This is a genomic window from uncultured Lactobacillus sp., assembly GCF_947367125.1.
Classification (GTDB): domain Bacteria; phylum Bacillota; class Bacilli; order Lactobacillales; family Lactobacillaceae; genus Lactobacillus.
This window is the reverse complement of the sequence record NZ_CANBCQ010000003.1, coordinates 63,640-84,844: the sequence shown is the minus strand read 5'-3', so window position 1 is coordinate 84,844 and position 21,205 is coordinate 63,640. Positions and strand designations below refer to the sequence as shown.

At 37.7% G+C, this 21,205-nt stretch carries 16 protein-coding genes and 5 pseudogenes; 12 read left to right on the top strand and 9 right to left on the bottom strand.

Going from position 1 to position 21,205, the window contains the following annotated elements:
- Positions 1-64 precede the first annotated feature (64 nt).
- Positions 65-449: pseudogene (locus Q0Y84_RS01900) on the top strand (aldo/keto reductase); the annotation flags it as partial.
- A gap of 80 nt (positions 450-529) precedes the next feature.
- Complete coding sequence (locus tag Q0Y84_RS01895) at positions 530-802, top strand: hypothetical protein (protein ID WP_297950324.1); 273 nt, start codon at positions 530-532, stop codon at positions 800-802.
- Between the two features lie 143 nt (positions 803-945).
- On the opposite strand, the gene Q0Y84_RS01890 is transcribed toward Q0Y84_RS01895, so the two are convergent.
- Positions 946-2,277 (bottom strand): solute carrier family 23 protein, encoded by a 1,332-nt coding sequence (locus Q0Y84_RS01890; RefSeq protein ID WP_297950322.1) that lies wholly within the window; start codon positions 2,275-2,277, stop codon positions 946-948.
- A gap of 9 nt (positions 2,278-2,286) precedes the next feature.
- The gene (gene pyrR, locus Q0Y84_RS01885) at positions 2,287-2,814 is read right to left on the bottom strand and encodes a bifunctional pyr operon transcriptional regulator/uracil phosphoribosyltransferase PyrR (RefSeq protein ID WP_297950320.1); all 528 of its coding nucleotides are present in this window, start codon (positions 2,812-2,814) and stop codon (positions 2,287-2,289) included.
- 288 nt (positions 2,815-3,102) lie between these two features.
- Here pyrR and Q0Y84_RS01880 point away from each other — a divergent pair, with 288 nt between their 5' ends.
- Positions 3,103-4,572 carry an MFS transporter gene (locus Q0Y84_RS01880; RefSeq protein WP_297950318.1) on the top strand — a complete coding sequence of 490 codons (1,470 nt, stop codon included), beginning with the start codon at positions 3,103-3,105 and terminating at the stop codon, positions 4,570-4,572.
- A 35-nt stretch (positions 4,573-4,607) separates the two neighbouring features.
- Here Q0Y84_RS01880 and Q0Y84_RS01875 read toward each other — a convergent pair whose 3' ends face one another.
- The 3 genes from Q0Y84_RS01875 to Q0Y84_RS01865 form a co-directional block, all read right to left on the bottom strand.
- Entirely contained in the window at positions 4,608-5,807 is a 1,200-nt protein-coding gene (locus Q0Y84_RS01875) for a multidrug efflux MFS transporter (RefSeq protein WP_297950316.1), read from the bottom strand.
- Complete coding sequence (locus tag Q0Y84_RS01870; protein ID WP_297950314.1) at positions 5,800-6,936, bottom strand: hypothetical protein; 1,137 nt, start codon at positions 6,934-6,936, stop codon at positions 5,800-5,802. The genes Q0Y84_RS01875 and Q0Y84_RS01870 overlap by 8 nt, the downstream gene beginning before the upstream one ends.
- 164 nt (positions 6,937-7,100) lie before the next feature.
- Positions 7,101-7,685: a hypothetical protein gene (locus tag Q0Y84_RS01865; protein WP_297950312.1), complete on the bottom strand. Its 585-nt coding sequence runs from the start codon at positions 7,683-7,685 to the stop codon at positions 7,101-7,103.
- Between the two features lie 100 nt (positions 7,686-7,785).
- Between Q0Y84_RS01865 and Q0Y84_RS01860 the strand changes: the two genes are divergently transcribed.
- The 4 genes and pseudogenes from Q0Y84_RS01860 to Q0Y84_RS01845 all read left to right on the top strand — a co-directional run bounded on the left by Q0Y84_RS01860 (position 7,786) and on the right by Q0Y84_RS01845 (position 11,719).
- Positions 7,786-8,868: a M42 family peptidase gene (locus Q0Y84_RS01860; protein ID WP_297950310.1), complete on the top strand. Its 1,083-nt coding sequence runs from the start codon at positions 7,786-7,788 to the stop codon at positions 8,866-8,868.
- Positions 8,869-8,963: 95 nt separating this feature from the next.
- On the top strand, positions 8,964-10,586 hold the full coding sequence (locus Q0Y84_RS01855; protein ID WP_297950308.1) for an ATP-binding cassette domain-containing protein: 1,623 nt from the start codon (positions 8,964-8,966) through the stop codon (positions 10,584-10,586).
- A gap of 80 nt (positions 10,587-10,666) precedes the next feature.
- A pseudogene (locus Q0Y84_RS01850) lies at positions 10,667-10,813 on the top strand (aldo/keto reductase); the annotation flags it as partial.
- Between the two features lie 165 nt (positions 10,814-10,978).
- On the top strand, positions 10,979-11,719 hold the full coding sequence (locus Q0Y84_RS01845) for a helix-turn-helix transcriptional regulator (RefSeq protein ID WP_297950306.1): 741 nt from the start codon (positions 10,979-10,981) through the stop codon (positions 11,717-11,719).
- Here Q0Y84_RS01845 and Q0Y84_RS01840 read toward each other — a convergent pair.
- On the bottom strand, positions 11,716-13,035 hold the full coding sequence (locus Q0Y84_RS01840; protein ID WP_297950304.1) for an amino acid permease: 1,320 nt from the start codon (positions 13,033-13,035) through the stop codon (positions 11,716-11,718). The genes Q0Y84_RS01845 and Q0Y84_RS01840 overlap by 4 nt on opposite strands.
- A 224-nt stretch (positions 13,036-13,259) precedes the next feature.
- On the bottom strand, positions 13,260-14,591 hold the full coding sequence (locus Q0Y84_RS01835; protein WP_297950302.1) for an amino acid permease: 1,332 nt from the start codon (positions 14,589-14,591) through the stop codon (positions 13,260-13,262).
- Between the two features lie 159 nt (positions 14,592-14,750).
- On the opposite strand from Q0Y84_RS01835, the gene Q0Y84_RS01830 reads away from it, so the two are divergent.
- Positions 14,751-15,419: a type 1 glutamine amidotransferase gene (locus tag Q0Y84_RS01830; protein ID WP_297950300.1), complete on the top strand. Its 669-nt coding sequence runs from the start codon at positions 14,751-14,753 to the stop codon at positions 15,417-15,419.
- Here the strand turns inward: Q0Y84_RS01830 and Q0Y84_RS01825 are convergent.
- Positions 15,412-15,591 (bottom strand): annotated as a pseudogene (locus tag Q0Y84_RS01825) (hypothetical protein); the annotation flags it as partial. The gene Q0Y84_RS01830 and the pseudogene Q0Y84_RS01825 overlap by 8 nt on opposite strands.
- Positions 15,592-16,160: 569 nt before the next feature.
- Between Q0Y84_RS01825 and Q0Y84_RS01820 the strand changes: the two are divergent.
- The 4 genes and pseudogenes from Q0Y84_RS01820 to Q0Y84_RS01805 all read left to right on the top strand — a co-directional run.
- On the top strand, positions 16,161-18,419 hold the full coding sequence (locus tag Q0Y84_RS01820; RefSeq protein ID WP_297950298.1) for a YSIRK-type signal peptide-containing protein: 2,259 nt from the start codon (positions 16,161-16,163) through the stop codon (positions 18,417-18,419).
- Between the two features lie 270 nt (positions 18,420-18,689).
- Positions 18,690-19,610, top strand: coding sequence for a homocysteine S-methyltransferase (mmuM, locus tag Q0Y84_RS01815; protein WP_297950296.1), 921 nt, complete (start codon positions 18,690-18,692; stop codon positions 19,608-19,610).
- A 36-nt stretch (positions 19,611-19,646) separates the two neighbouring features.
- A pseudogene (locus Q0Y84_RS01810) lies at positions 19,647-19,896 on the top strand (DNA/RNA helicase domain-containing protein); the annotation flags it as partial.
- Positions 19,897-19,988: 92 nt separating this feature from the next.
- A pseudogene (locus tag Q0Y84_RS01805) lies at positions 19,989-20,363 on the top strand (hypothetical protein); the annotation flags it as partial.
- Here Q0Y84_RS01805 and Q0Y84_RS01800 read toward each other — a convergent pair.
- Positions 20,360-21,178, bottom strand: a complete 819-nt coding sequence (locus Q0Y84_RS01800) for a transporter substrate-binding domain-containing protein (RefSeq protein WP_260263440.1) — start codon at positions 21,176-21,178, stop codon at positions 20,360-20,362. The pseudogene Q0Y84_RS01805 and the gene Q0Y84_RS01800 sit on opposite strands and share 4 nt — an antisense overlap.
- Between the last annotated feature and the right edge of the window lie 27 nt (positions 21,179-21,205).

Below are 21,205 nucleotides of genomic sequence, written 5' to 3'. Positions count from 1 at the left end.
GTGTTTTGGTTAGCGCAAGCTAACGAGCCACTAAGCCCTAGACTTCAGTCTAGGGTAGTTGACTGAGGTGAAGCCGGCGGTGAACCAGATTGAGACGAATGTCTGGAACCAAGAATGGAAGTCGCAACAATATATGGAAAAAAGGCGTGCAGCCTGAAGCATGGGCTCCATTTGCAGAAGGTTCAAATCAAATTTTCACTAATCTAGTTTTACAAGAAATTGCACAAAAATATCGTAAGACTACAGCTCAAATAATGTTGCGGTGGTTTTTGCAAAGAAACTATGTCGTAATTCCTAAGTCTGCCCACAAGAATAGATTGGCAGAGAATTTTGACGCCTTTGACTTTGAATTAGCTGATGAAGATATGTCCTTGATTAAGACATTGGATCAAGGTCATAGTATCTTAGAAGATGAAATGGATCCTGAAATTGCGGAAAATTTTCGCTAGTAGGCATTAAAAATGTGTCCAGCCTCGTTATTAGATATAATTAAAAGCAAGAAGGCGATTTAAAATACGAGGTGATCTTTATGAAAAAGATAGGATTAATTGGCACAATTATTGGCGTTACTGGTGCGATTGGTGCAGCAGCGGCAATTGTTTATAAAAAAATCAAGGAAAAACAGGTAGTAGTGAATACGCCACAAGATAAAACCTTGCTTTTAGGCAATACTACTAGTGATACCAAAAGTGAGTTAATGAAGGCGGAACTAGCCGAAAAGGATCAAGTTGAGTCAAATAATACTGAAGTTCCGCGTGTTACGCTTGATGGTGAAAAGCCAACCTTGTTTGAAGACAAATAATTAAGAAGGATCAATCCATGTGGGTTGATCCTTTTTGTAAGTTCCGCGAACTTTCAACGAACTTTCAAAAAATTGCGCGCAAAGTGAAAGCAAAAGCCTGCTAGCTATCAACTTGATAACTAACGGGCTTTCTTAATGACTATTTATTGATAAATTTTACCTTCTTGTTTTTCTTTTTTAATTTTTTCTTCTTGGACCTTTTCACTGGCTGCCTTCTTAGGCAAGATCCAGTTTAAAAGCATCCCGATAATCGTAGAAAGGGCAACTGAGGTAAGTTGGAAATTGCCCAGTTGTAAGTAAGCTCCACCGATCCCGATAACCAAGATGACAGAAGCAATCAACATGTTACGTTTTTCACCAAAATCGATCTGATCATCAACTAAAATCTTTAACCCGTTAGAAGCAATGGTTCCGAAAAGTAGGAAAGAAATCCCACCGATAACTGGCATTGGAATTGATTCAATCAAGGCGGCAAGCTTACCGACGAAACTGAAGATAATTGCTGAAACTGCAGCACCGGCTAATACCCAAACTGAATACACCTTAGTCATGGCAAGCACACCAATGTTTTCACCATATGAGGTAGTAGGAGGACCACCGATGAAACCGGCGATAATTGTGGAAAGACCATCACCCATCATGGTTCTGTGTAAACCAGGATTCTTGAAGAAGTCACGTTTAGTTAATGAATTAAGTACCATGATGTGTCCCATGTGTTCAGTCATCGTTACAAAGGCAATTGGCGCCATTGCTAAAATAGCTGCTGGATACCACTTGAAGTGGTAGCTGATCCCAGGAACATCAAGGGCTGGTAGTGAGAACCAAGCTGCTTTTTCAACGCCAGAGAAATCGACAATTCCTAAACAGCAAGCTAGAATATAGCCGCAGACAATTCCTAGCATGATTGAAACTAGGCTGGTAAAGCCTTTGAAGCACATTTGAAAGACTAGGGTCATAACTAAAGTAAAGATAGCTACGCCGAAGTAAGTTAAATCGTACTTAGAATTATTCATCATGGCATCGTTAGCAGCGGTAGTAGCAAGTGATAAACCAATGACGATGATGATTGGCCCAACGACGATTGGTGGCAATACCTTGTTTACCCAGCCGGAGCCGACCTTACTAATGATAATGGCAACGATGACATAAACTAAACCAGAAGCAATCGCACCTTGGGCAACTGCTGGGTAGCCGTCTGCCTTCATTAAGGCTTGCATTGTAGCAACGTAGGCAAAACTCGAACCCAGGTATGTTGGAATTTTGAAGTGAGTTAGCAGCATGTGGACCAAGGTACCAATTCCTGATGAAAGTAGGGCAATACTTGGGTTGATCCCGATTAAAATTGGTACTAAAACGGTAGAGCCAAACATGGCGAACATGTGTTGCAATGACAAGAGCACACCTTGGCCAAATCCAGGCTTTTCATAAACGTCTAAGACAGCCTCAGGGTTTCTGTACTTTTCTTTTTTATTCATTTAAAACTCCTATTTAACGATTTCAATACTGTCTTTCTCATCGACTTCGGCCATTGAGACTTGGACTTTTTCATTCATTGCGGTAGGAATATTTTTACCGATAAAATCAGGACGAACTGGTAATTCGCGGTGACCACGATCTACTAGAACAGCCAAATTAATTTTTGCAGGACGGCCTTGATCCATTAGTGCATCAAGGGCGGCTCTAATTGTCCGACCAGTGAAAAGCACATCATCAACTAAAATGACATTCTTATTAGTGATCTCAAAATCTAGTTGTTGCTCATGAATCATTTTTTCCTTTTCGGCTTCTGGTAAATCATCACGATATTGTGAAATATCAATTGCCCCAACCGGAACTTCAGCGTCTTCCAGTTTCTTTAAATTCTTGGCAATACGTTCAGCTAAATACCAGCCACGGGTTTTAATTCCCACTAACACAAGGTTTTCAGTCCCTTTGTTGTGTTCGACAATTTCATAGGTCATTCGCATCAAGGCACGTTTCATGCCTAAAGCATCGATTATTTCTTTTGCCATATATTTTCCTTTCTGGATGACCAATAAGAAAAAGACCACCAAGAGCGCTGGGCTCAAGATGGTCTTTCTGTTTTTGCCAGTACAAAAATAATACTGACTACTGCAGACTTCCTTCTTAGCCTCACGGGACTAACTTTAAAGGTCATCACTATTATTTTCTTTATATTTAACTAGGAAAAAGGTGAATTGTCAAGATTTCGTAAAAAATATTGATCTTTATTTTGACAGCTAAATCTTGCATACTATGAGTAACACAATAGTTTTTTGAAATAGGAAGGGGAGAATTGAATGACTAAAAAGCAAATATCAATGGTTACATTGTCTTTGCTGCTAGCAAACATTATGGCGGGGTTAGATGCAACCATCATTAACACAGCGATTCCTGCTATTGTATCTGATCTTCACGGGATTCAATATATGGGGTGGATCGTTGCTTGCTTTTTACTTGGAATGTCAGTTTCAGTGCCAATTTGGAGTAAGATTGGCGAAAGAATGGGCAACAAGTTTGCCTTTGAATTATCATTAGCTCTTTTTATTTTAGGCTCAGTTTTGGAAGGTGTTGCACCAGATATTTACTTTTTCCTCGTCTCGCGAGTCCTCATGGGAGTAGGAGCTGGTGGCATGGGTTCTCTTCCTTACGTAATTGTAGGTTATATTTATCCTAATATTAAAAGAAGAACTGTAATTTTGAGCTATATTGCTGCTAGTTTTTCTGCTGCATGTATTGCTGGACCATTAGTTGGTGGCTGGATTGTTGATGCCTTATCTTGGCACTGGGTCTTTTATATTAATGTGCCACTTGGATTAGTTTCAATTATTCTAAGTTTTATTTTTTATCGTGGTATTCGTAAGCCGAATGTTAATACAGTTTTTGATCGATTAGGTGCATTTACTTTAATTGGCGGTTTAACTTGCTTTTTAATCGGAATTCAGATGTTGGGTTTAGCAAGCAATCTTTTAGTAGCGCTTTTTATAATTATTGGAATTGCTATGCTAGTCTGGTTTATTTTGGTTGAAAAGAAGGCGGAAAGTCCGATCGTGCCACTTTCTGTTTTTACCAATAAGGCATTAGTAGGCGACTTTATTCTTTTTGCCTTTGCTTGGGGCGCCTACATTGCGGTTAACACTTATTTGCCAATGTGGTCACAGGCAATTTTAGGAACATCTGCTTTAATCGGTGGGATGACTTTAATTCCTAATTCAATTTTTGATATAGCTGGTTCGCAGAGTACACCACATTTACTCAGACATTTTAATAACTATCATCTATTAATTTTTGATCTTTCATTGATTGCGATAACGGTAATCGGATTGATCGTTGTACCGATTAGCACGCCATATCAGGTTTTAATGTCAATTGCGGCTTTATCTGGTTTAGGCGTAGGATCAATCTTTGTTATTCTTCAGATAAAAGTGCAGATTGATGCTGGCGAAAAGGATATGGCGCCGGCTACGTCACTTAGCTTTTTGATTAGAATCCTGGCTCAGACTGTGATGGCTGCAGTCTATGGTGTGATCATGAATCTAGCTTTGGCACGTGGAATTGCTGGTCACCATAATATTACAATGACCATGATGAATAAATTAAGTGACGCGGAATCCGCAAAAAGTTTGCCTAAGGCGTTAATGCCAACAATGCGAACTATTTTTCATACTGGAATCAGAGAAATTATGATAGTTTCTCTATTGTTAATAATTTGTGGATATATTGTAAATTTTGTTTATAACCATCATGAAGCTAAAAAAGTAGCGGAATAAAAATAGCGTTTGAGGAAAAGTCTCAAACGCTTATTTTATTTTAAATTACGAATTACATTTATTCTAAATAAAATTAGATTGAAGATTACGATACCTGCTGTGAAGATGAAAACAGTACTGTAATTAGTTAATCCAGAGATAGTTGAACCTAGTAGCGGCCCAAAGATATTACCGACATACATGGCTGACTGATTCCAAGAAAAGATTCGACCTGTAATTTTTGCTGGCGTATTTTTGGTAAGCAAGGTTTGCACTTGCGGGAATAAACAAGCATCAGTAAAGCCAACCAGAAAGCGTAGAATTCCAAGTTCGACTGTATTTTGCACGAAAGCAGTTAAAAGGAAAAGAATAGTCGCACCGATGAATCCGGCAATAATGATTTTGTGTGTCCCAATTCTGTCTCCTAATGCGCCAAAGCGAGATGCGGCAAGGAAAGTAGCAATCCCAGGCAAAGCAGCTATTATCCCGGAAATAAATACTACATTGCCATGGCTAGCCATCAGTTGCTTAACATACAGCGACACAATGGGATTAATCGAATTATTAGCCGCCTGAATAATCAAGGTAGTTAAAAGCAAGCCGAAAATTAATTGTGGTGAGCGTAATTCCTTAATAACGCCACTGGCTTTATCAAGTTTCTTTTCAGTGACTGGTTTAAAGTCTGTTTCATGAACAAAGAAAAGTGATAAGAAAAATGCAATTAGTAATAATCCTCCTGTGATAAAGAATGTGACACGATAGGAGAAAATAGAAGCCAGTGCGCCACCGATAAATGGTCCAAGCAAATTGCCAGCAGTAAAGCTAGAGGCCATTGTCCCAAGGGCTTGACCTGATTTTTCTTTGGGTGTTTCAGTTGCAACTAGAGCATTGGAATTAGAAACAAAGCCTGCAAAAACACCTTGTAACATTCTTAAGATGAATAATTGATAAACGTTGGTAGCTAGCCCCATACAGCCAAGGACGATAGCCATTCCCAGCGAAGCTCGTAATGTCATCGGCTTTCTACCTTTTTTGTCTGCTAGTTTTCCCCACCAAGGAGAAATTATTGCCGATACAAAATAAGTGCCGGAATAGATAAATCCAGACCAGAAGTTTAACTGCTTATGGGTAAAATTGCCTAGTGTATCAATATATAATGGCAAAAATGGCATTACTTCAGAGAAGGCGATACCAGCGATAAAAACCGCAATAGATAAGACTAGTAGATTCTTTTTCCAAATAGGTTTTTCATTCATTTTTATTCCCTTTGTTAAGTTTCAAAGTATAAATTGTAAAGTTTACTATGAATAGCACCAAGATCAAGTGAGTTAAAAAGAAGGGCTGACTAGAATTCATAACGCTTTTATTAATATGGTAGTTAAAGATTCGCTCAAAGATGTGCGGCCCATTGAAAAAAAGTAAGCCGCCCCACAGAATTAATTGAGTTAAGAAGCCCCCAGCAGTGCGAAAACGATAGTTGACCATATAAATATTTGTGTCAACATGATCACGGATAAGATCCAAGGTGTCAGTATTTTGTAGACTGTAGAAAATTCGAATCAAAAAAATCCCTGCAAAGTATGTTGGCCTAAAAAGCGTAATAACCAAGCCCAGAACAATACCCCAACTTTGAATGGTGAAGTCATCGAATGGTAAATATTCACGCAACGTTTTTAATAATGGTCGCTTGATAAAACTGGCGATTAAGATAATAACAAACAGCCAGTAGTAATTTGATGCACCAAATAAAACAGAAATATAAACGGCTGAAAAAATAGTAGTAAAGTCTTGGCAGAGGCCTGCGATTGTTAGTCGGTACTGCATTGCACGAGACAATTTACCATGTTTTTGGCTGAAAGCTAATTTGATCAGATAGCTAATAACGACTACCGCTGAAACGATAATACCAAAAATAGAAAAGATGTCTTTTCCCGAATTCCAACCTTCTCGGATTAAGAGAGTAGTCAGTAGCAAGCCAAGAGTTAACCAGATATTTTGCCATTGCAATACAATTTCACGTGAATGTGCTCTGAATGGAGAATATTTAAAGCCAAGTATAGCAATTAGCGTATAAATGAGCATTGCGATAAATGAAATCGCTGGCAGATGTGGTTCAACAAAGACAACTGTTGCTAGCAAAATTAAAATTGCGCCAAAATAAGCAAAAAGATCGTTCTTGCTTGGATGATAGTCGCTTTGAATAGCGATCTGTTTTTGAACGCTAGGAAAACATGCGGCGCCTATTCCAGCAAGGGATGCACTAATACAGTAAAGGGCTGGCAAAAAGATGCCAAAAATCCCTAAAAAATAGCCAAATAAGGCTGCCAATAAACCGAACCAGCCAATAACATTATCTTCATTGTTGCCGCCTTTAAATAAAAACAATGTTGTGCGACGAAAAGCGTAGAAGAGTGCAAAGGGTAGCACGTTGATTGCAGTATTTTGTTTAATAATTAGGCTGAATACTAAATAAGGAAATAGATTTAGGGGTAACGAACTAATTTTTAAGAGTAAGTTACTTTTTTGTTGTAGTAGATTGTTAATATTTTTCATGATTTAATTTTAGAAAAGTCATAGGTCTTATACTTAATTGCTAGCGCTTTGTTTTTAAAAAGTGCATTGTGGATATCTCCAGAGGAATATGCAAGATATAAACAAGGATGTCCTTTAAATTGACCAGTAATATAAATAATATCTACAGTTGTCAAAAACTCACGAACGCGCATCCAAGTCCGCCCTTGATGCTGTTCGATGGCAATCATGGAGTCACCGCCAGAATAGGTCTTGTTCTTTTGCTCAGAGTTATGATCCAGCTTAATGGACTTATCCACTTGTCGATAAACTACTGAGTCACCAATTGTATGCTTGTTGATAATTAATTTGCGAGCTGATTTGCTCAGTGGATCGCTACGATACCAGGTACCGCGAAATTGTTCAGGGATACTGGTTAACTTAAAGCCAGGATATTTCTTTTTTAAATTAGGCTTAAACTCATTTGCCTGTTTGGATGCCTTGTGTGTCGCAGAACTGCTTACTGTTTCGTTAACTGTAGCGGGACGGCTAGAATAGTTGGAACAGGCCGATGAGCTAAAAAGTAGGGGTAAAAGAATTAACATTGAAAATTTATTTTTCATATTATTTTTCCTTTGTAATAATTATTTCTAATTATAATCTACTTTGACTGTTTTTCTCGGTAAAATTAAATTAAGCGTTTCTTACAGAAAGGACATAATTATGCAAAAAGAACAAGAAATTCAAATGTTAAAAGAATTCTCAGATGCCAATGCCACTTCTGGTTTTGAAGAAGAATTCGTTAAACTATTTACTAGTTATGCTGAAAAAACGGCAAATATTGAAGTTGACGGGATGCTTAATGTTTATGCATCCAAGAAGGAAAACAAGGGTGATCGTCCTGTTATTCAGCTAGATGCCCATTCAGATGCAGTGGGTTTCATTACGCAAGCAGTTCGCCCTAATGGCTTGATTAAGTTTGTTCCACTTGGTGGTTGGGTCAAATATAATATTCCTGCCTTGCGGGTTAAAGTGCGCAACCGTGACGGTGAATATATTCCAGGCGTAGTCGCAACCAAGCCGCCGCACTTCATGACGGCTGCAGAGCGCAATAATGTACCTGATGTAGCTGAAATGTCAATTGATGTTGGCTCTTCTAGCCGAGAAGAAACAATTAAGGATTATAAGATTGATACTGGCTGTCCCATCTTTGTTGATGTAAAGTGCGAATATCATGAAAAATCTGGCTTATTCTTTGGTAAGGACTTTGATGATCGCTTTGGCGCTGGCGCAATGATTGATGTGCTTGATAATTTAAAGGGTGAAGAGACTAACTTTGATGTGGTAGCTGCTTTATCAAGTCAAGAAGAAGTCGGTTTGCGTGGCGCCTATGTAACGGCAAGAAAGGTTAAGCCTGATCTTTGTTTAGTGCTAGAAAGTTGTCCAGCCGATGACACTTTTACACCGGATTGGCTTTCACAAGCGGGGCTAAAACGTGGTCCAATGTTGCGCGACATGGATACTACATTTTTGCCAAATCCTAAGTTCCAACAATATGCTTGCGATTTAGCTGATAAAAACGGCATCCCTTACACTCGTTCAGTTAGAACTGGTGGTGGTCAAGATGGAGCAGCAATCTATTACGAAAATGGTGCGCCAACAACTGTCATCGGGATTCCTGTTCGCTATGAGCATTCGCCATATTGTTTCAGTAGCTACGAGGACTTTAAGGCCTCAGTTGATTTAGCTACGGCAATTATTCGGGATATTACGCAAGAAAAATTGGATAGCTTCAAAAAGTTTTAATAAAATGCTTAAAAAGACAGCCTCTCTATTTATAAGAAGCTGTCTTTTTTGGTATACTTAAACATAATTTTATATTTTTAAGTGAGGTAAAGAGATTGATTACAGTATCCGACGTTAGTTTACGATTTGGTGGCCGCACACTTTATGAAGATGTCAACTTAAAATTTACTCCAGGCAATTGTTACGGTGTAATTGGCGCAAACGGTGCCGGTAAATCAACTTTTCTAAAATTATTAGAAGGCAAGCTTGAGCCAACTACTGGTTCAATTGCGATTGATCCTAATGAGCGAATGTCTAGTTTGAATCAGGACCACTTTGCTTTTGAAGATTTTACTGTCATGGATACCGTTATCCAAGGGCACCAAGAACTTTATCAAGTAATGAAAGAAAAAGATGCTCTTTATGCTAAACCTGATTTTGGCGATGAAGATGGAGTTAAAGCAGCAGAGTTAGAAAGTAAGTTTGCGGAACTTGATGGCTGGAATGCGGAAGCTGATGCAGCAAAGTTATTGCAATCATTGGGGATTCCTGAAGAAGAACATCAAATGTTAATGAAGGACTTACCAGAAAGTGAAAAAGTTAAAGTTTTGCTAGCTCAAGCGCTTTTTGGCAATCCAGATATTTTGTTGCTTGACGAACCAACCAACGGTTTGGATGTCCATACTGTAGAATGGCTTGAGAATTTCTTGGCTGATTATCCTAATATCGTGATTGTGGTGTCGCACGACCGTCACTTTTTGAACCAAGTATGTACGCAGATGTGTGACGTTGACCGCGGTAAGATTCAACTTTATGTAGGAAATTATGACTTTTGGTATGAGTCAAGCAAGTTGGCTAATGAATTAGCAGCTAACCAAAATGCTAAAAAAGAAGAAAAGATCAAGCAATTGCAAGAATTTATTGCGCGCTTTTCAGCTAATGCTTCTAAGTCTCGTCAGGCTACTTCACGTAAAAAGCAGCTTGATAAGATTACTTTAGACGATATCAAACCATCTAGTCGTAAGTATCCATTTGTAAAGTTTGAAATGCACCGTGATTTGGGTAATGACTTAGTTAAGGTAGAAAACGTTTCTTATTCAGTTGATGGTGAAAAGATTCTGGATAATGTTTCCTTTATTGTACGCCCTGGTGATAAGGTAGCCTTTTTATCACGCAACGCTTTGGCAACAACTGCCTTGCTTGATATTATTGCTGGTAAAATTAAGCCTGATACAGGTACAGTTACTTGGGGACAGACGACTGCCTTTAACTATATGTCGCGCGATTTGAACGCTAACTTTAATAATGATGAACTCACAATCTTAGATTGGCTACGGCAATATGCGACTAAGGAACAAGATGATAATACTTTCTTGCGTGGTTTCTTAGGCAGAATGCTGTTTAGTGGCGAAGAAATCGAAAAGAAGATTAAGGTTCTATCTGGTGGTGAAAAGGTGCGTTGTCAATTGTCCCGCATGATGTTGGAAGCAGCTAATGTATTGATTATGGATGATCCAACTAACCACTTAGACTTGGAATCAATTACGGCCTTAAACGATGCCCTTGTTTCATATCCGGGTTCAATTTTATTCACATCACACGATCACGAATTTATTCAAACTATTGCTAACCATATTATTGAAGTTGGTCCTAAAGCAATTGTTAGTCGCCAAGATACTAGTTATGATGAATTTTTAGATAAAGAATCAATTCAAGCAGCAGTAGCTAAGATATATTAGTAATCATGAATTTCTGTTAGCTGAAACTTAAGTAGTTTTGGTTCAAGATGTGAGTTGAATTAATTGAAAAGGCTTACATTATGAAACAAATTAAAATGGGATGTGTTACTTTAAACATTCCAGCAATGGCACTGGGCATTATGCGGATGAATCAAAAGACGGTTCCAGAAGCTCAAGTGGCAATTCAAGCTACCTATGATGCTGGCATTAACTTTATTGATTCTGCTGGTAATTATTTGCCTTAGGCCGAATATTTTCTAATAAAAACGAAAACTAGCTTTTAAAAGCTAGTTTTTTGCTTATAATAAATGGTAGGACTATTTAAAAGGGGATTGAGAAATGAAGAAAAAAATCTTATTTTTGAAGATTTTATTCATGATCGGGAAGTGAAGATGTATCATTGTGATGCAGATGATCCCGCTCATTCAGATTATACTTTAAATGTACAAGTTTTTACGCTAGATAATTTGCCATTTTCACCATTAACCGGTGATCAGCAACACATCTTTTTTGACTATGCAAAAGCTGGAACTGATGCAGTTAAGATTACAGGGATTGAAGGTCATTTTTACAATGCAGTTACTAAAAGGTATGAAGTGACTGATCATACGTTTGTAGTAGGGAAATTGCTTAATGACAAGGTAAACGAAGAAGTAGCTACGCAGCAAATGAAGGAAGCTGTTGAAAAGGTAATTGCAGAATTAAGTAAACGTATCCCAATGCCAGCTCACTTTAAGCATCCCCAAATTTTAACCGATGTACAAAGAGCGGAGAAATTAGTAACTGACCGTAATGTTAAGATTACTAGTTTAAGTAAAGCAACTGGAATTTCAACTTATACTTTGTATAATTATCGTAAGAATCCTGCTTCTTTGCGCAAAGCTTCGCATGCAACGGTTGATTGCTTAGTAACTAAGTATTTTGAAACTTACTTTAGCCGTAATGAGATTGAACGCTTTCGGATGATGTTAATCAGCATTGTTGGGGCTTATTTAAAAGAAGCAGAGGGCAATCCAATTGCTTATGATCCTGCTCATGCCTTGTATACAATGTGTCAAAAAGGGGATTGGCATCGTTTAGCTAAGATGGAAGAATTGTGGCGTGCAAGCTACAGTGTAGAAAAGTCGCTTTAATACAAGCGATGTTTATTCATGCGTTTAACGGCGTAGAAGATCGGTAGGCCGATAATGACAATTCCAGCAAAAAGCAAAACACCAGCTGGATCATTAATTAATTCACTGATTAGGACAAATAAACCGCCTAAAATAGCAACTATAGGCACTAAAGGATAAAGTGGAGTACTAAAAGGACGCTCTGCTTTATTCTTTTTTCTTAGGATAAAAATACCAAAGAAGGCTAGCAGATAGAAACAATAAACTGTAAAGACGCAAAGATCTGACAAGTGATCTGGGTCAAAGAAAATCATCATTAAAAGAGCTAAAAGCACAATAAATAAAGTAGCCACAACGGGTGACTTTCCTTTAGGAGTAACATAGGCCAAATATTTAGAAAAAGGTAAATCGCCTCGTTTAGCCATGGCATAAACAATTCTAGGGAAGGTCAGCATTTTGCCGTTTAAAGTTCCCATCATGGAGGTGATGATCCCGATAGAAAGGATTTTACCACCGATTGCACCGAAAACCGTATTAGCTAGATAAGTAGTGGTGTTTTCGCCTAATTGATGAATTTGGTTAGCAGGGATGAAGCGGAAAATTCCAATTGTAATTAAGGTATAAATGGCTAAAACAGCTGTGATTCCTGCAACGATAGCTTTAGGCAATAATTTTTGAGGATTTTTCATTTCGCCACCTAAGTTAGCGATTAAAATCCAACCGTCGTAACCAAATAAAGTTGCTAAAACAGCTACGCCAAAATTACCAGTATGATGAGTAAGTTCCGTTACAGTTTGCCCCAAGGCATCTTGTTGTCCCCAGCAAATGCCGCAAATAATAATTGCTGCAATGGGGATCATCTTGGCAATTGTGGTAATGACTGAAAAGGCTGCACCGACTTTATTTTCAAAGAAGTTCATGATTCCAATTACTAAGACTGTGATTAAGGCAAGCGGAATGCGCCATGCACTATTTAGTTCAAAAAAATTAGTCATCATGATACTCATGAAACCGGCCACTGCAGCAATAATTGCAGGTCCGTAGACAATAATTTGCATCCAGCCAGCCATAAAACCTAAAATGCGGCCGTAAAGATTTTCAATATAAACATAAAGTCCACCAGTATAAGGCATCTGGGCACCGATTTCGGCGATAGTTAGACCAGCCGCTAAAGTAATTAAGCCACCAAAAATCCAGGCTAAGAGCGCCATTGTGGTAGAACCGGCGCTGTCTAAGACCGAAGCTTGCTTGAAAAAGATGCCCGAACCAATAATGGTCCCAATTACGATTGAAAGGGCTGAGCCAAAACCAATATTGCGTTTGAGTTTGTTATCCATTGTTTTTCTCCTTTACGCAAAAAAGCCGAGTCCACTTCATCATCAAAAATGATTGAGTGAATCCGGCCTAGATTTATGTACACCAAAGCCACTCAAGTTCAGTTGGAACTTGAGTTGGATGAAAATGCTAAAGTGGTGTATAGATAAATCATAATTAAATCTCCTAATTAATTTTAATTAGAATATCATAATTAAGTAGAATGAACAAGCAAAATTTAAAATTTTTAGTCTTCGATAATTGTCGTTTGAACCTTGCTCATCTTTTTAACTAAGAAAAAGATTGGCCAACCAATAGCCGTAATTCCGCTAAAGAGCAAAACTCCAATAGGATCATTTATAAATTGGCTGATTAAAACAAAGAGTCCACCTGAAATAGCGATTAATGGAATAATTGGATAAAAGGGTACGCTGAATGGACACGTTTTTTTATTTTTACGTCTTAAAATAAATAAACCAAAGAATGCTAGCACATAGAAACTATAAATAGTGAAAACGCAAAGGTTTGATAAGTAATCAGGATCGAAAAAGACCATCATGATTCCAGTTAAAGTGATTAAAAGCATAGTTGCTACCACGGGAGCTTTACCCTTAGGCGTTACATATGATAAATATCTTGAAAATGGCAAATCGCCACGCTTAGCCATGGCATAAATAATCCGTGGGAAGGTTAACATTTCTCCGTTAAGCGTACCTAACATTGAAATGATAATGCCGACAGATAAAACTTTGCCGCCGATTGGACCCAAGATAGCGTCAGCCAAGTAAGTAGTTGAATTTTGTCCCAATTCGTGAATTTTATCAGCAGGAATAAAGCTGAAAATACCGATAGTGATTAAGGCATAAATTACTAACACAATAGTGATGCCGATAATAATTGCTTTAGGTAATAGTTTTTGCGGATTTTTCATTTCACCACCTAGATTAGCGATGAAGATCCAGCCATCATAGGCAAACAGTGCGGCTAAAACAGCTACGCCAAAACCACCAGTTGAACGGTTAACTTCAGTTACGGTTTGTGCGATAGCATTTTGCTCGCCCCAGCAGATGCCGCAAAAGATAATCGCAAAAATTGGAATCATTTTAGCAATGGTGGTAATCATGGCAAAAGCAGCGCCAACTTTATTTTCTAAAAAGTTTAAGCCACCGATGGCAATAATTGTGATTAAACCAATCGGAATACGCCACTCTGCGCCAATTCCGAAAAGATTGGTCACCATAATGCTTAAAAATCCAGTTACTGCAGCGATCATGGCTGGGCCGTAGACAATTGCTTGCATCCAGCCAACGATAAAGCCTAAAACGCGACCGTATATTTTTTCAATGTAAACATAAAGCCCACCAGTATAAGGCATTTGCGACCCGATTTCAGCAATAGTTAAACCAGCGGTTAAAGTAATAATTCCGGCTAAAATCCAGGCTAACAAAGCCATTAGGGATGAACCAGCACTGTCTAGAACAGAAGCTTGTTTAAAGAAGATTCCTGAGCCGATAATTGTACCAACGATAATTGAAAGGGCAGCCCCCAAGCCAATACTGCGTTTAAGGTGATTGTCCATAAAAATCCTCCAGAATATAAAAATATGTATAATTGTATCATATAAGGTGACATATAGTTTCTAAAGAATGACTTAAATAAATATTTAGGTTTCCTTGTTTTTGCTTTAACTGAAGCATAGAATTGGAACAAAATATTGTTGAGTAAAAAAGGGGATTTTATGCGCGTTAATGTATTGCAACATGCACCTAATGAAGGACCGGGTTCGATTCAAGCTTGGTGTCATGCTAAAAATAATGAGATGTTTGTTTATCATCCGGGAGATTTTGGCATTTTGCCTAGCGTTGATGAAACAGATTTATTAGTAATTTTGGGTAGTCCTAATAGCCCAAATGATGATCTTGCTTGGATAAAAAAGGAACGAGTTTTAATTAAACAGATGTTGGATCAACACAAGCCGATTTTAGGAATTTGTTTTGGCAGCCAACAAATTGCTAAGACTTTGGGCTATCAGGTGCTTGATGCACCAGCTAAAGAAGTTGGTTGGGCACCAGTTTATTTACAAGAGCAAACTATTAAGAATATTCCGGCTAAGTTAACCGCACTTCATTGGCATGAACAAATGAGCGAAATACCGGCAGAAGCTAAATTGTTATTTTCAAGTGATTTAGTTAAAAATCAGGGCTTTTTATTAGGTGACAATGTAATTGGCTTGCAATTCCATTTTGAACCACAAATAGATAATGTGCGTGAAATTGCTATCAATGATGGGGCTTATGCTTTAGAAAATAATGATTTGCATCAAACCCCAGCAGAGATTATGGCTCATGGCGTGCCAGCAGAAAATAAAGATGTAATGTTTACTCTACTTGATTTCATTACTAAATAATCAAAACGTGTCTGGAAAAACTAACACCTAGATGCCAAAAGACGATCAATCTAACTCTTAATTTGAGTTTTTTGACCGTCTTTTTTTGTTTATTTTTGGCTTTTTCTTTTAGATATTGCCAGTTAGGATTATATCGAACCCGCCGCTGGCGTCCGCTCTTAGTTTTGGCTAAATGGTTATTAGGAATAGTAAAGTCTAAACTGAGTGTTAAAGCCATTTGAGCTGTAATATAATTTTGATACATAAGATTGCTTTCTTTTATTTTTGTTTTGTGGTGATTCAATAATATCAAGGAAGGCAATTAAAGTATAGAAAAAGAATGATGAAATCCATTAGAAAATCATCATTCTTTTTTTATGTCTTAGGAATCAGTTTTTCCCAGGCACAGTCCGTTGGCAACTCGCGGACTTAAAAGGCTTTGGTAATCAGACGACCTCTATCGGCAATAGTCAAAAGATTATTGCTGGTAAGTCAAGTCCGTATCTAAGCAAGTTGGTGTTCTGGTTGGCGCAAGCTAACAAGCCACTAAGCCCTAGACTTCAGTCTAGGGTAGTTGACTAATTATGAAAACAAAAAGTACCTTAATAGAGGTGCTTTTTGTTTTTTGATATAAATAACAAATACTCTCAATAACCTAAAAGCGCTAAACACATTACAAACGTAAATTCTTGCAACTATAATAACAAGTGTTATGATAATTAGTGAATAGAGAACTAAAGTATTTAAAAGAGGATCAGAAAAATGAAAGATAGGGATTTAAAACAACGTTTTTCAATTAGAAAATTGACTATTGGGGTAGCTTCAGTATTAATTGGATTAGTCTTCTTTGGCACTAATCAAACGGAAGTTCATGCTGCAGATACTTCTACTAAGGCTCCTGTTGTAGAGCAAAAAGTACAAACCGATAAAGCAGATGAACAGGTCCAATTACCAGATACTAAGGTAGATGCTCAAAGTAGTAATGCTAAACAAACTAAGGTAGATATTAAGGCTACTGATTCCGAGCAAACTAAAGATACAGGTCATATTACTACTAATGCAGTACCTAAGAAAGATGTAATTACTGAAGAAAATAAAACTAAAACTTCAACTGATGTAGCAAATCAGGCTATTGTTCCTGCCAAAGGAAACACTTCACAACCTGATAAAATCAATGGAGCTGGTGGAAAGAATAGTACTATTACTGGTGTTCCTAGCAACGGTTCTATTGCTTATAATTATTCAGTTTCTGCTAAAGATAATAAGAATGGTCAAATTCAACAAGTATCTTCCGCAGAAGCAGGTAAAGATAATCACGCTACAATCAATGCCAAAAATGCTGAAGATATTGAAGCTCATTTATCATTAAAGAATATAAGCGATCAAGCACAATATATTGGCGATAAGAATTCTACTAACAATGATAACGGTGTACATTTCTTTATTAATGCATGGAGCGGCGAAAAACATACTTTAGTTGTTGATCCTGACAAGCAATCCAATGTAGTATTCATTGATAATAAAAGCGGTCAAGTAATTAATGACGATGCGTTACCAGTTTACTATTTAGGATCAGATCAAACTTGGAATTCATACCAAGACACCATTAATAAATTTGGTAAAGATTGGATTATTAACGTTAAACAAATTGCTTTTGCGGGAGAAATTCCAGCCGATACTACAGCAAGATTAAATGTACCTTTAGTTATTGATTTAAAGGGAACAAGAACTGATCTTAGTAATCAAATTACTACTAATGCTCTTAATGCTAATAGTGTCTATGTATATGTACATGATAGTCATCCTGTTTGGACTAAGGATGAAGTTCAAAATGATACCATTCATTTGACCACTCGTAATTCAAACGGTTCTTATAACATTGTAGATGATCCAGCCTTATCAGACCTTGTACCTAAGGTAGGCAATATTTTAAAGATTAATCCAAATCAACAAGATGATGTTGAACTTGCTTATCCAGATACATTTTATTCAGATGAAACATTTGACTTAGAGGGTAGCCCACTTCAAGAAGTCGTGAAGCAGTATGGTTTTTCAATAGATCCTAATGCCAATGATTTAAATACTTTAATAAATTATTATTCATATAGTGCTACTCCAGGTCTGATAATTCATGAAGCAGATGGCAAGGGTAACGCAATACCAGATTCAAACAAACCTTATTTCTATGTTGAAGTACATAAGATTATTTCTACTAAGGATCAAACGTTCCAAGCAGGTTCAAGTGAAGCAGCTAACTGGAATTATGTTCAAGGCATTACTGGATTGCATAATGTTGAGTTTCCAAAGGCTAATAATACTGGTGCCATCTTCGAAAACGTGCCAGTAGCTCCAGAAAATGCAAAGTTGGTAAGTATTAAAGACGCGCAAGGAAATATTGTACAAGGAATTAATGCTAATACACCAGCAGGAAAATATTTAGTTACTGTTGCTTACAAGTTGAACGACTCAAATCAACCTGACATGTTGATTACAAAGACATTTACAGTTACTGTTACTACAAAGGTAGATGAACCTGAAACTCCAACAACCCCAACCACTCCAACGAATCCGGTTGTTCCAGACAATCCAACTACTCCAACCACTCCAGCTCAACCAAGTGAACCGCAAAATGCACCGGTTCATTCGACAGACACCCCAACTGCTCCAACTACTAATGATGATAATAAACAAACCGTAGTTCCAAAGGGTCAAGCTGTTCCAACTAAGGAACATAAGACTACTAAGCGTGAGAAGACTGTTGCACCAAAAGCACAGAAGCCAGAAAAAATAGAAAATCATACTAAGGTAGCAGAGCCAACCACTCTTGCTTCTACTAAATCAGTTGTTTCAAATGTAACTAATAAGACAGTAGTTAACGCTGAAACTATTGGTCAAAAGAAGTCATTACCTCAAACCGGTGAAAAACAAAATGGCTTAGCAGCATTTGGTTTAGGTCTAGCAGCTCTAATTAGTTCAGTTGGTCTAGCATTTTTAGGTAAAAAGAAAAAGGTAAATAGATAAGATTAAAAGCATGAAGTGATTGCTACAGAGAATTATCGGTTGGTGAGGGATAAGCAATCGCAGATAATGAATATGGGCTTGGATATCAGTGTCAGTGAATAGTAGCTGACAACGGCGTTGTGAACCGTTAGCTGTCACAAACTATGTTGGTAGTTAGTAAGGTTCATTGCGTAAGTAATGGATAAATTAAAGGTGGTAACACGAAGCACTCGTCCTTTTGGGGATGAGTGCTTTTTGTTTTTATTAAAAAATGAGAAAGAAGTGGATAGTATGAATTTAATTACTAAGGCTAAGGATGGAATCGTGTTGGATGGCGCAATGTCAGATGAATTGGAGCGGCAGGGTGTACAGACCAACAATAAATTATGGACAGCAACTGCGTTGACTGATGAACTAGACAAGGTTTATCAGGCACACTGGAATTATTTTGAGGCGGGTGCCGAATTAGTAATTACTGACACTTATCAAGCTAACGTACAGGCCTTTATTAAGGCAGGCTATAGTCAAAAGCAGGCGCAGCAATTTATTCGTAGTGCAGTTAAGATTGCTAAAAAGGCTCGTGATGATTTTGAACAAAAGTCAGGCAAGCATAATTATGTCGCTGGAACCGTTGGTTCTTATGATGCCTACTTAGCAGATGTCAATGAATATCGTGGTGATTATAACTTGACCGAGCAAGAATACTTGAAATTTCATTTACCAAGACTTCGCTTGATTTTAGCTGAAAAGCCGGATTTGATTGCGTTGGAAACACAACCTAAATTGAGTGAACTAGTGGCTGTTTTGAATTGGTTAAATAATAATGAACCAGACTACCCAGTCTACGTTAGTTTTACTTTAAGGGATGCAAAGCATATCAGTGACGGTACCGCAATCAAGGAAGCAGTTAACAAGGTGAAGGAATACCCACAAGTTTTCGCAATCGGGATTAATTGCGTTGCACCTGATCTAGTAAGTCCAGCCCTGCAAGAGATTAGTAAATATACAGCTAAGCCACTAGTGGTATATCCCAACCAAGGTGCATGCTACGATCCAACTATTAAGAAATGGCGAGAATTTAATCAAAGCTATGATTTTAGTGAATTAACTAAGAAATGGTACCAAGATGGTGCACGCTTAATCGGGGGATGTTGCACCACAGGACTAAAGGAGATCAAACAAATTAGTGAGAGTCTGAAGCAATTGCGTTAGGAGGAGTTAAGATGGCTCATCATCAAACACACTTAGAAAGAAAAACTAGTTAAACAAATTCTTACTTTTACCAAGCGGCATATTAATCAAGGTTATCCTGCAATTTTTACAGTTTATGGGGATGCAGGAACCGATAAAAGCGTTGTCCTAGCGCATTTGTTTAACGAAATCCAAGGTAGCGGCTAGAACCGAATAGACATCGCCTTTATATGGCAGTACTAATTATTTTGTAGTCAATCACGCTGAGATCTGGAAGGTCTATAAGGAAATTGCAGGGTATTTGCCAGGTGCCATCTTTATCTTTGAATAATGGTGAGTGTACGATGCATATTCTCGTAGAGTGTTCTCAGGCAGAAAGATTGAACTGATGTTAGAAGAAAACTTGCCGATGCTGGTTATGGCAGCGAATATAACTATTCGATGTTGGAAGAAGAATATTCAGACAAGCAGTACTATATTCCTTATACGAGGTATGAAAAGGAAAAGACTAGAAAGTATCGCAACGATCCGACTAAATTAGTTAACTGGTTCTATGATGAAAAAGGCGATTACCACCTTGATCAAAATGGCGTTAGATTCAACTTCAAATATTATAGCCAGCGGCAGGTTCGTTATAATCCTAACTGGCAATACCTAAAAGAAAAAGCCAAAAATAAACAAAAAAAGACGGTCAACCAACTCAAATTAAGAGTTAGATTGATCGTCTTTTGGTATCTAGGTGTTAATTTTTTCCCAGACACGTTTTTACTTTAGTGTTTTTCAATTTCTTTGATGTTCATGCCAGGGATGTTGCCAAACCATTTTTTAACTAGTCGATTGTATGTGCCATCTTTTTCTAGTTTAGTCAAAGCTTGATTGATGTGGTCACACATTTGAGTTTGTCCCTTGTTAACAGCAATACCGTAAGGCTGGTTGGTGAAGTTGCCACCAACTAATTTGTAACCAGAGCTATCGCGTAAAATTCCGGCTAAAATCCCGTTATCCGTTACAAATGCGTCACCTTGTCCAGCCTTAAGAGCCGCAAAAGCTTGTCCGTAGTCATCAAATTGTAGGATTTGCGCTTTCGGGGCAAATTTATGGATCGCATCGGCTGCAGTTGTCCCTTTGACGACCAATACTTTTTTATTATTGAGGTCTTTGATATTCTTAATCGAGCTCTTGTCAGCTACCATAATTGATTGACCTGCAGGAAAGTAGGGCTTGCTAAATTCAACCTGTTTTTTACGTTCAGGCGTAATAGTCATGGCTGCGATTACTGCATCAATATTTTTATTTTTTAGAAGTTGAATTTTAGTGTTGGCGGTTGTGGTGACGAAGTTGGCTTTGGCGTTTTTACCAAGCATCTCATGAGTTAAAGCATTTGCTAAATCAATTTCAAAACCGTTAATTTTACCAGTTTTAATACTCATCGAGCCAAAAAGTGGCGTATCGGCTTTAACACCCCAATTAATCGTTTTGCTGGTTTTAACTGTCTGATAAACATTTTGCTTTTTGTTTTGTTTACAGCCAGTCAAGCTAAAAGTAAATAAGACCACTATTAAAATTGTTAATAAAGATTTTTTGTGCATATGATCCCCGCTTTGTTTTATTTGTTG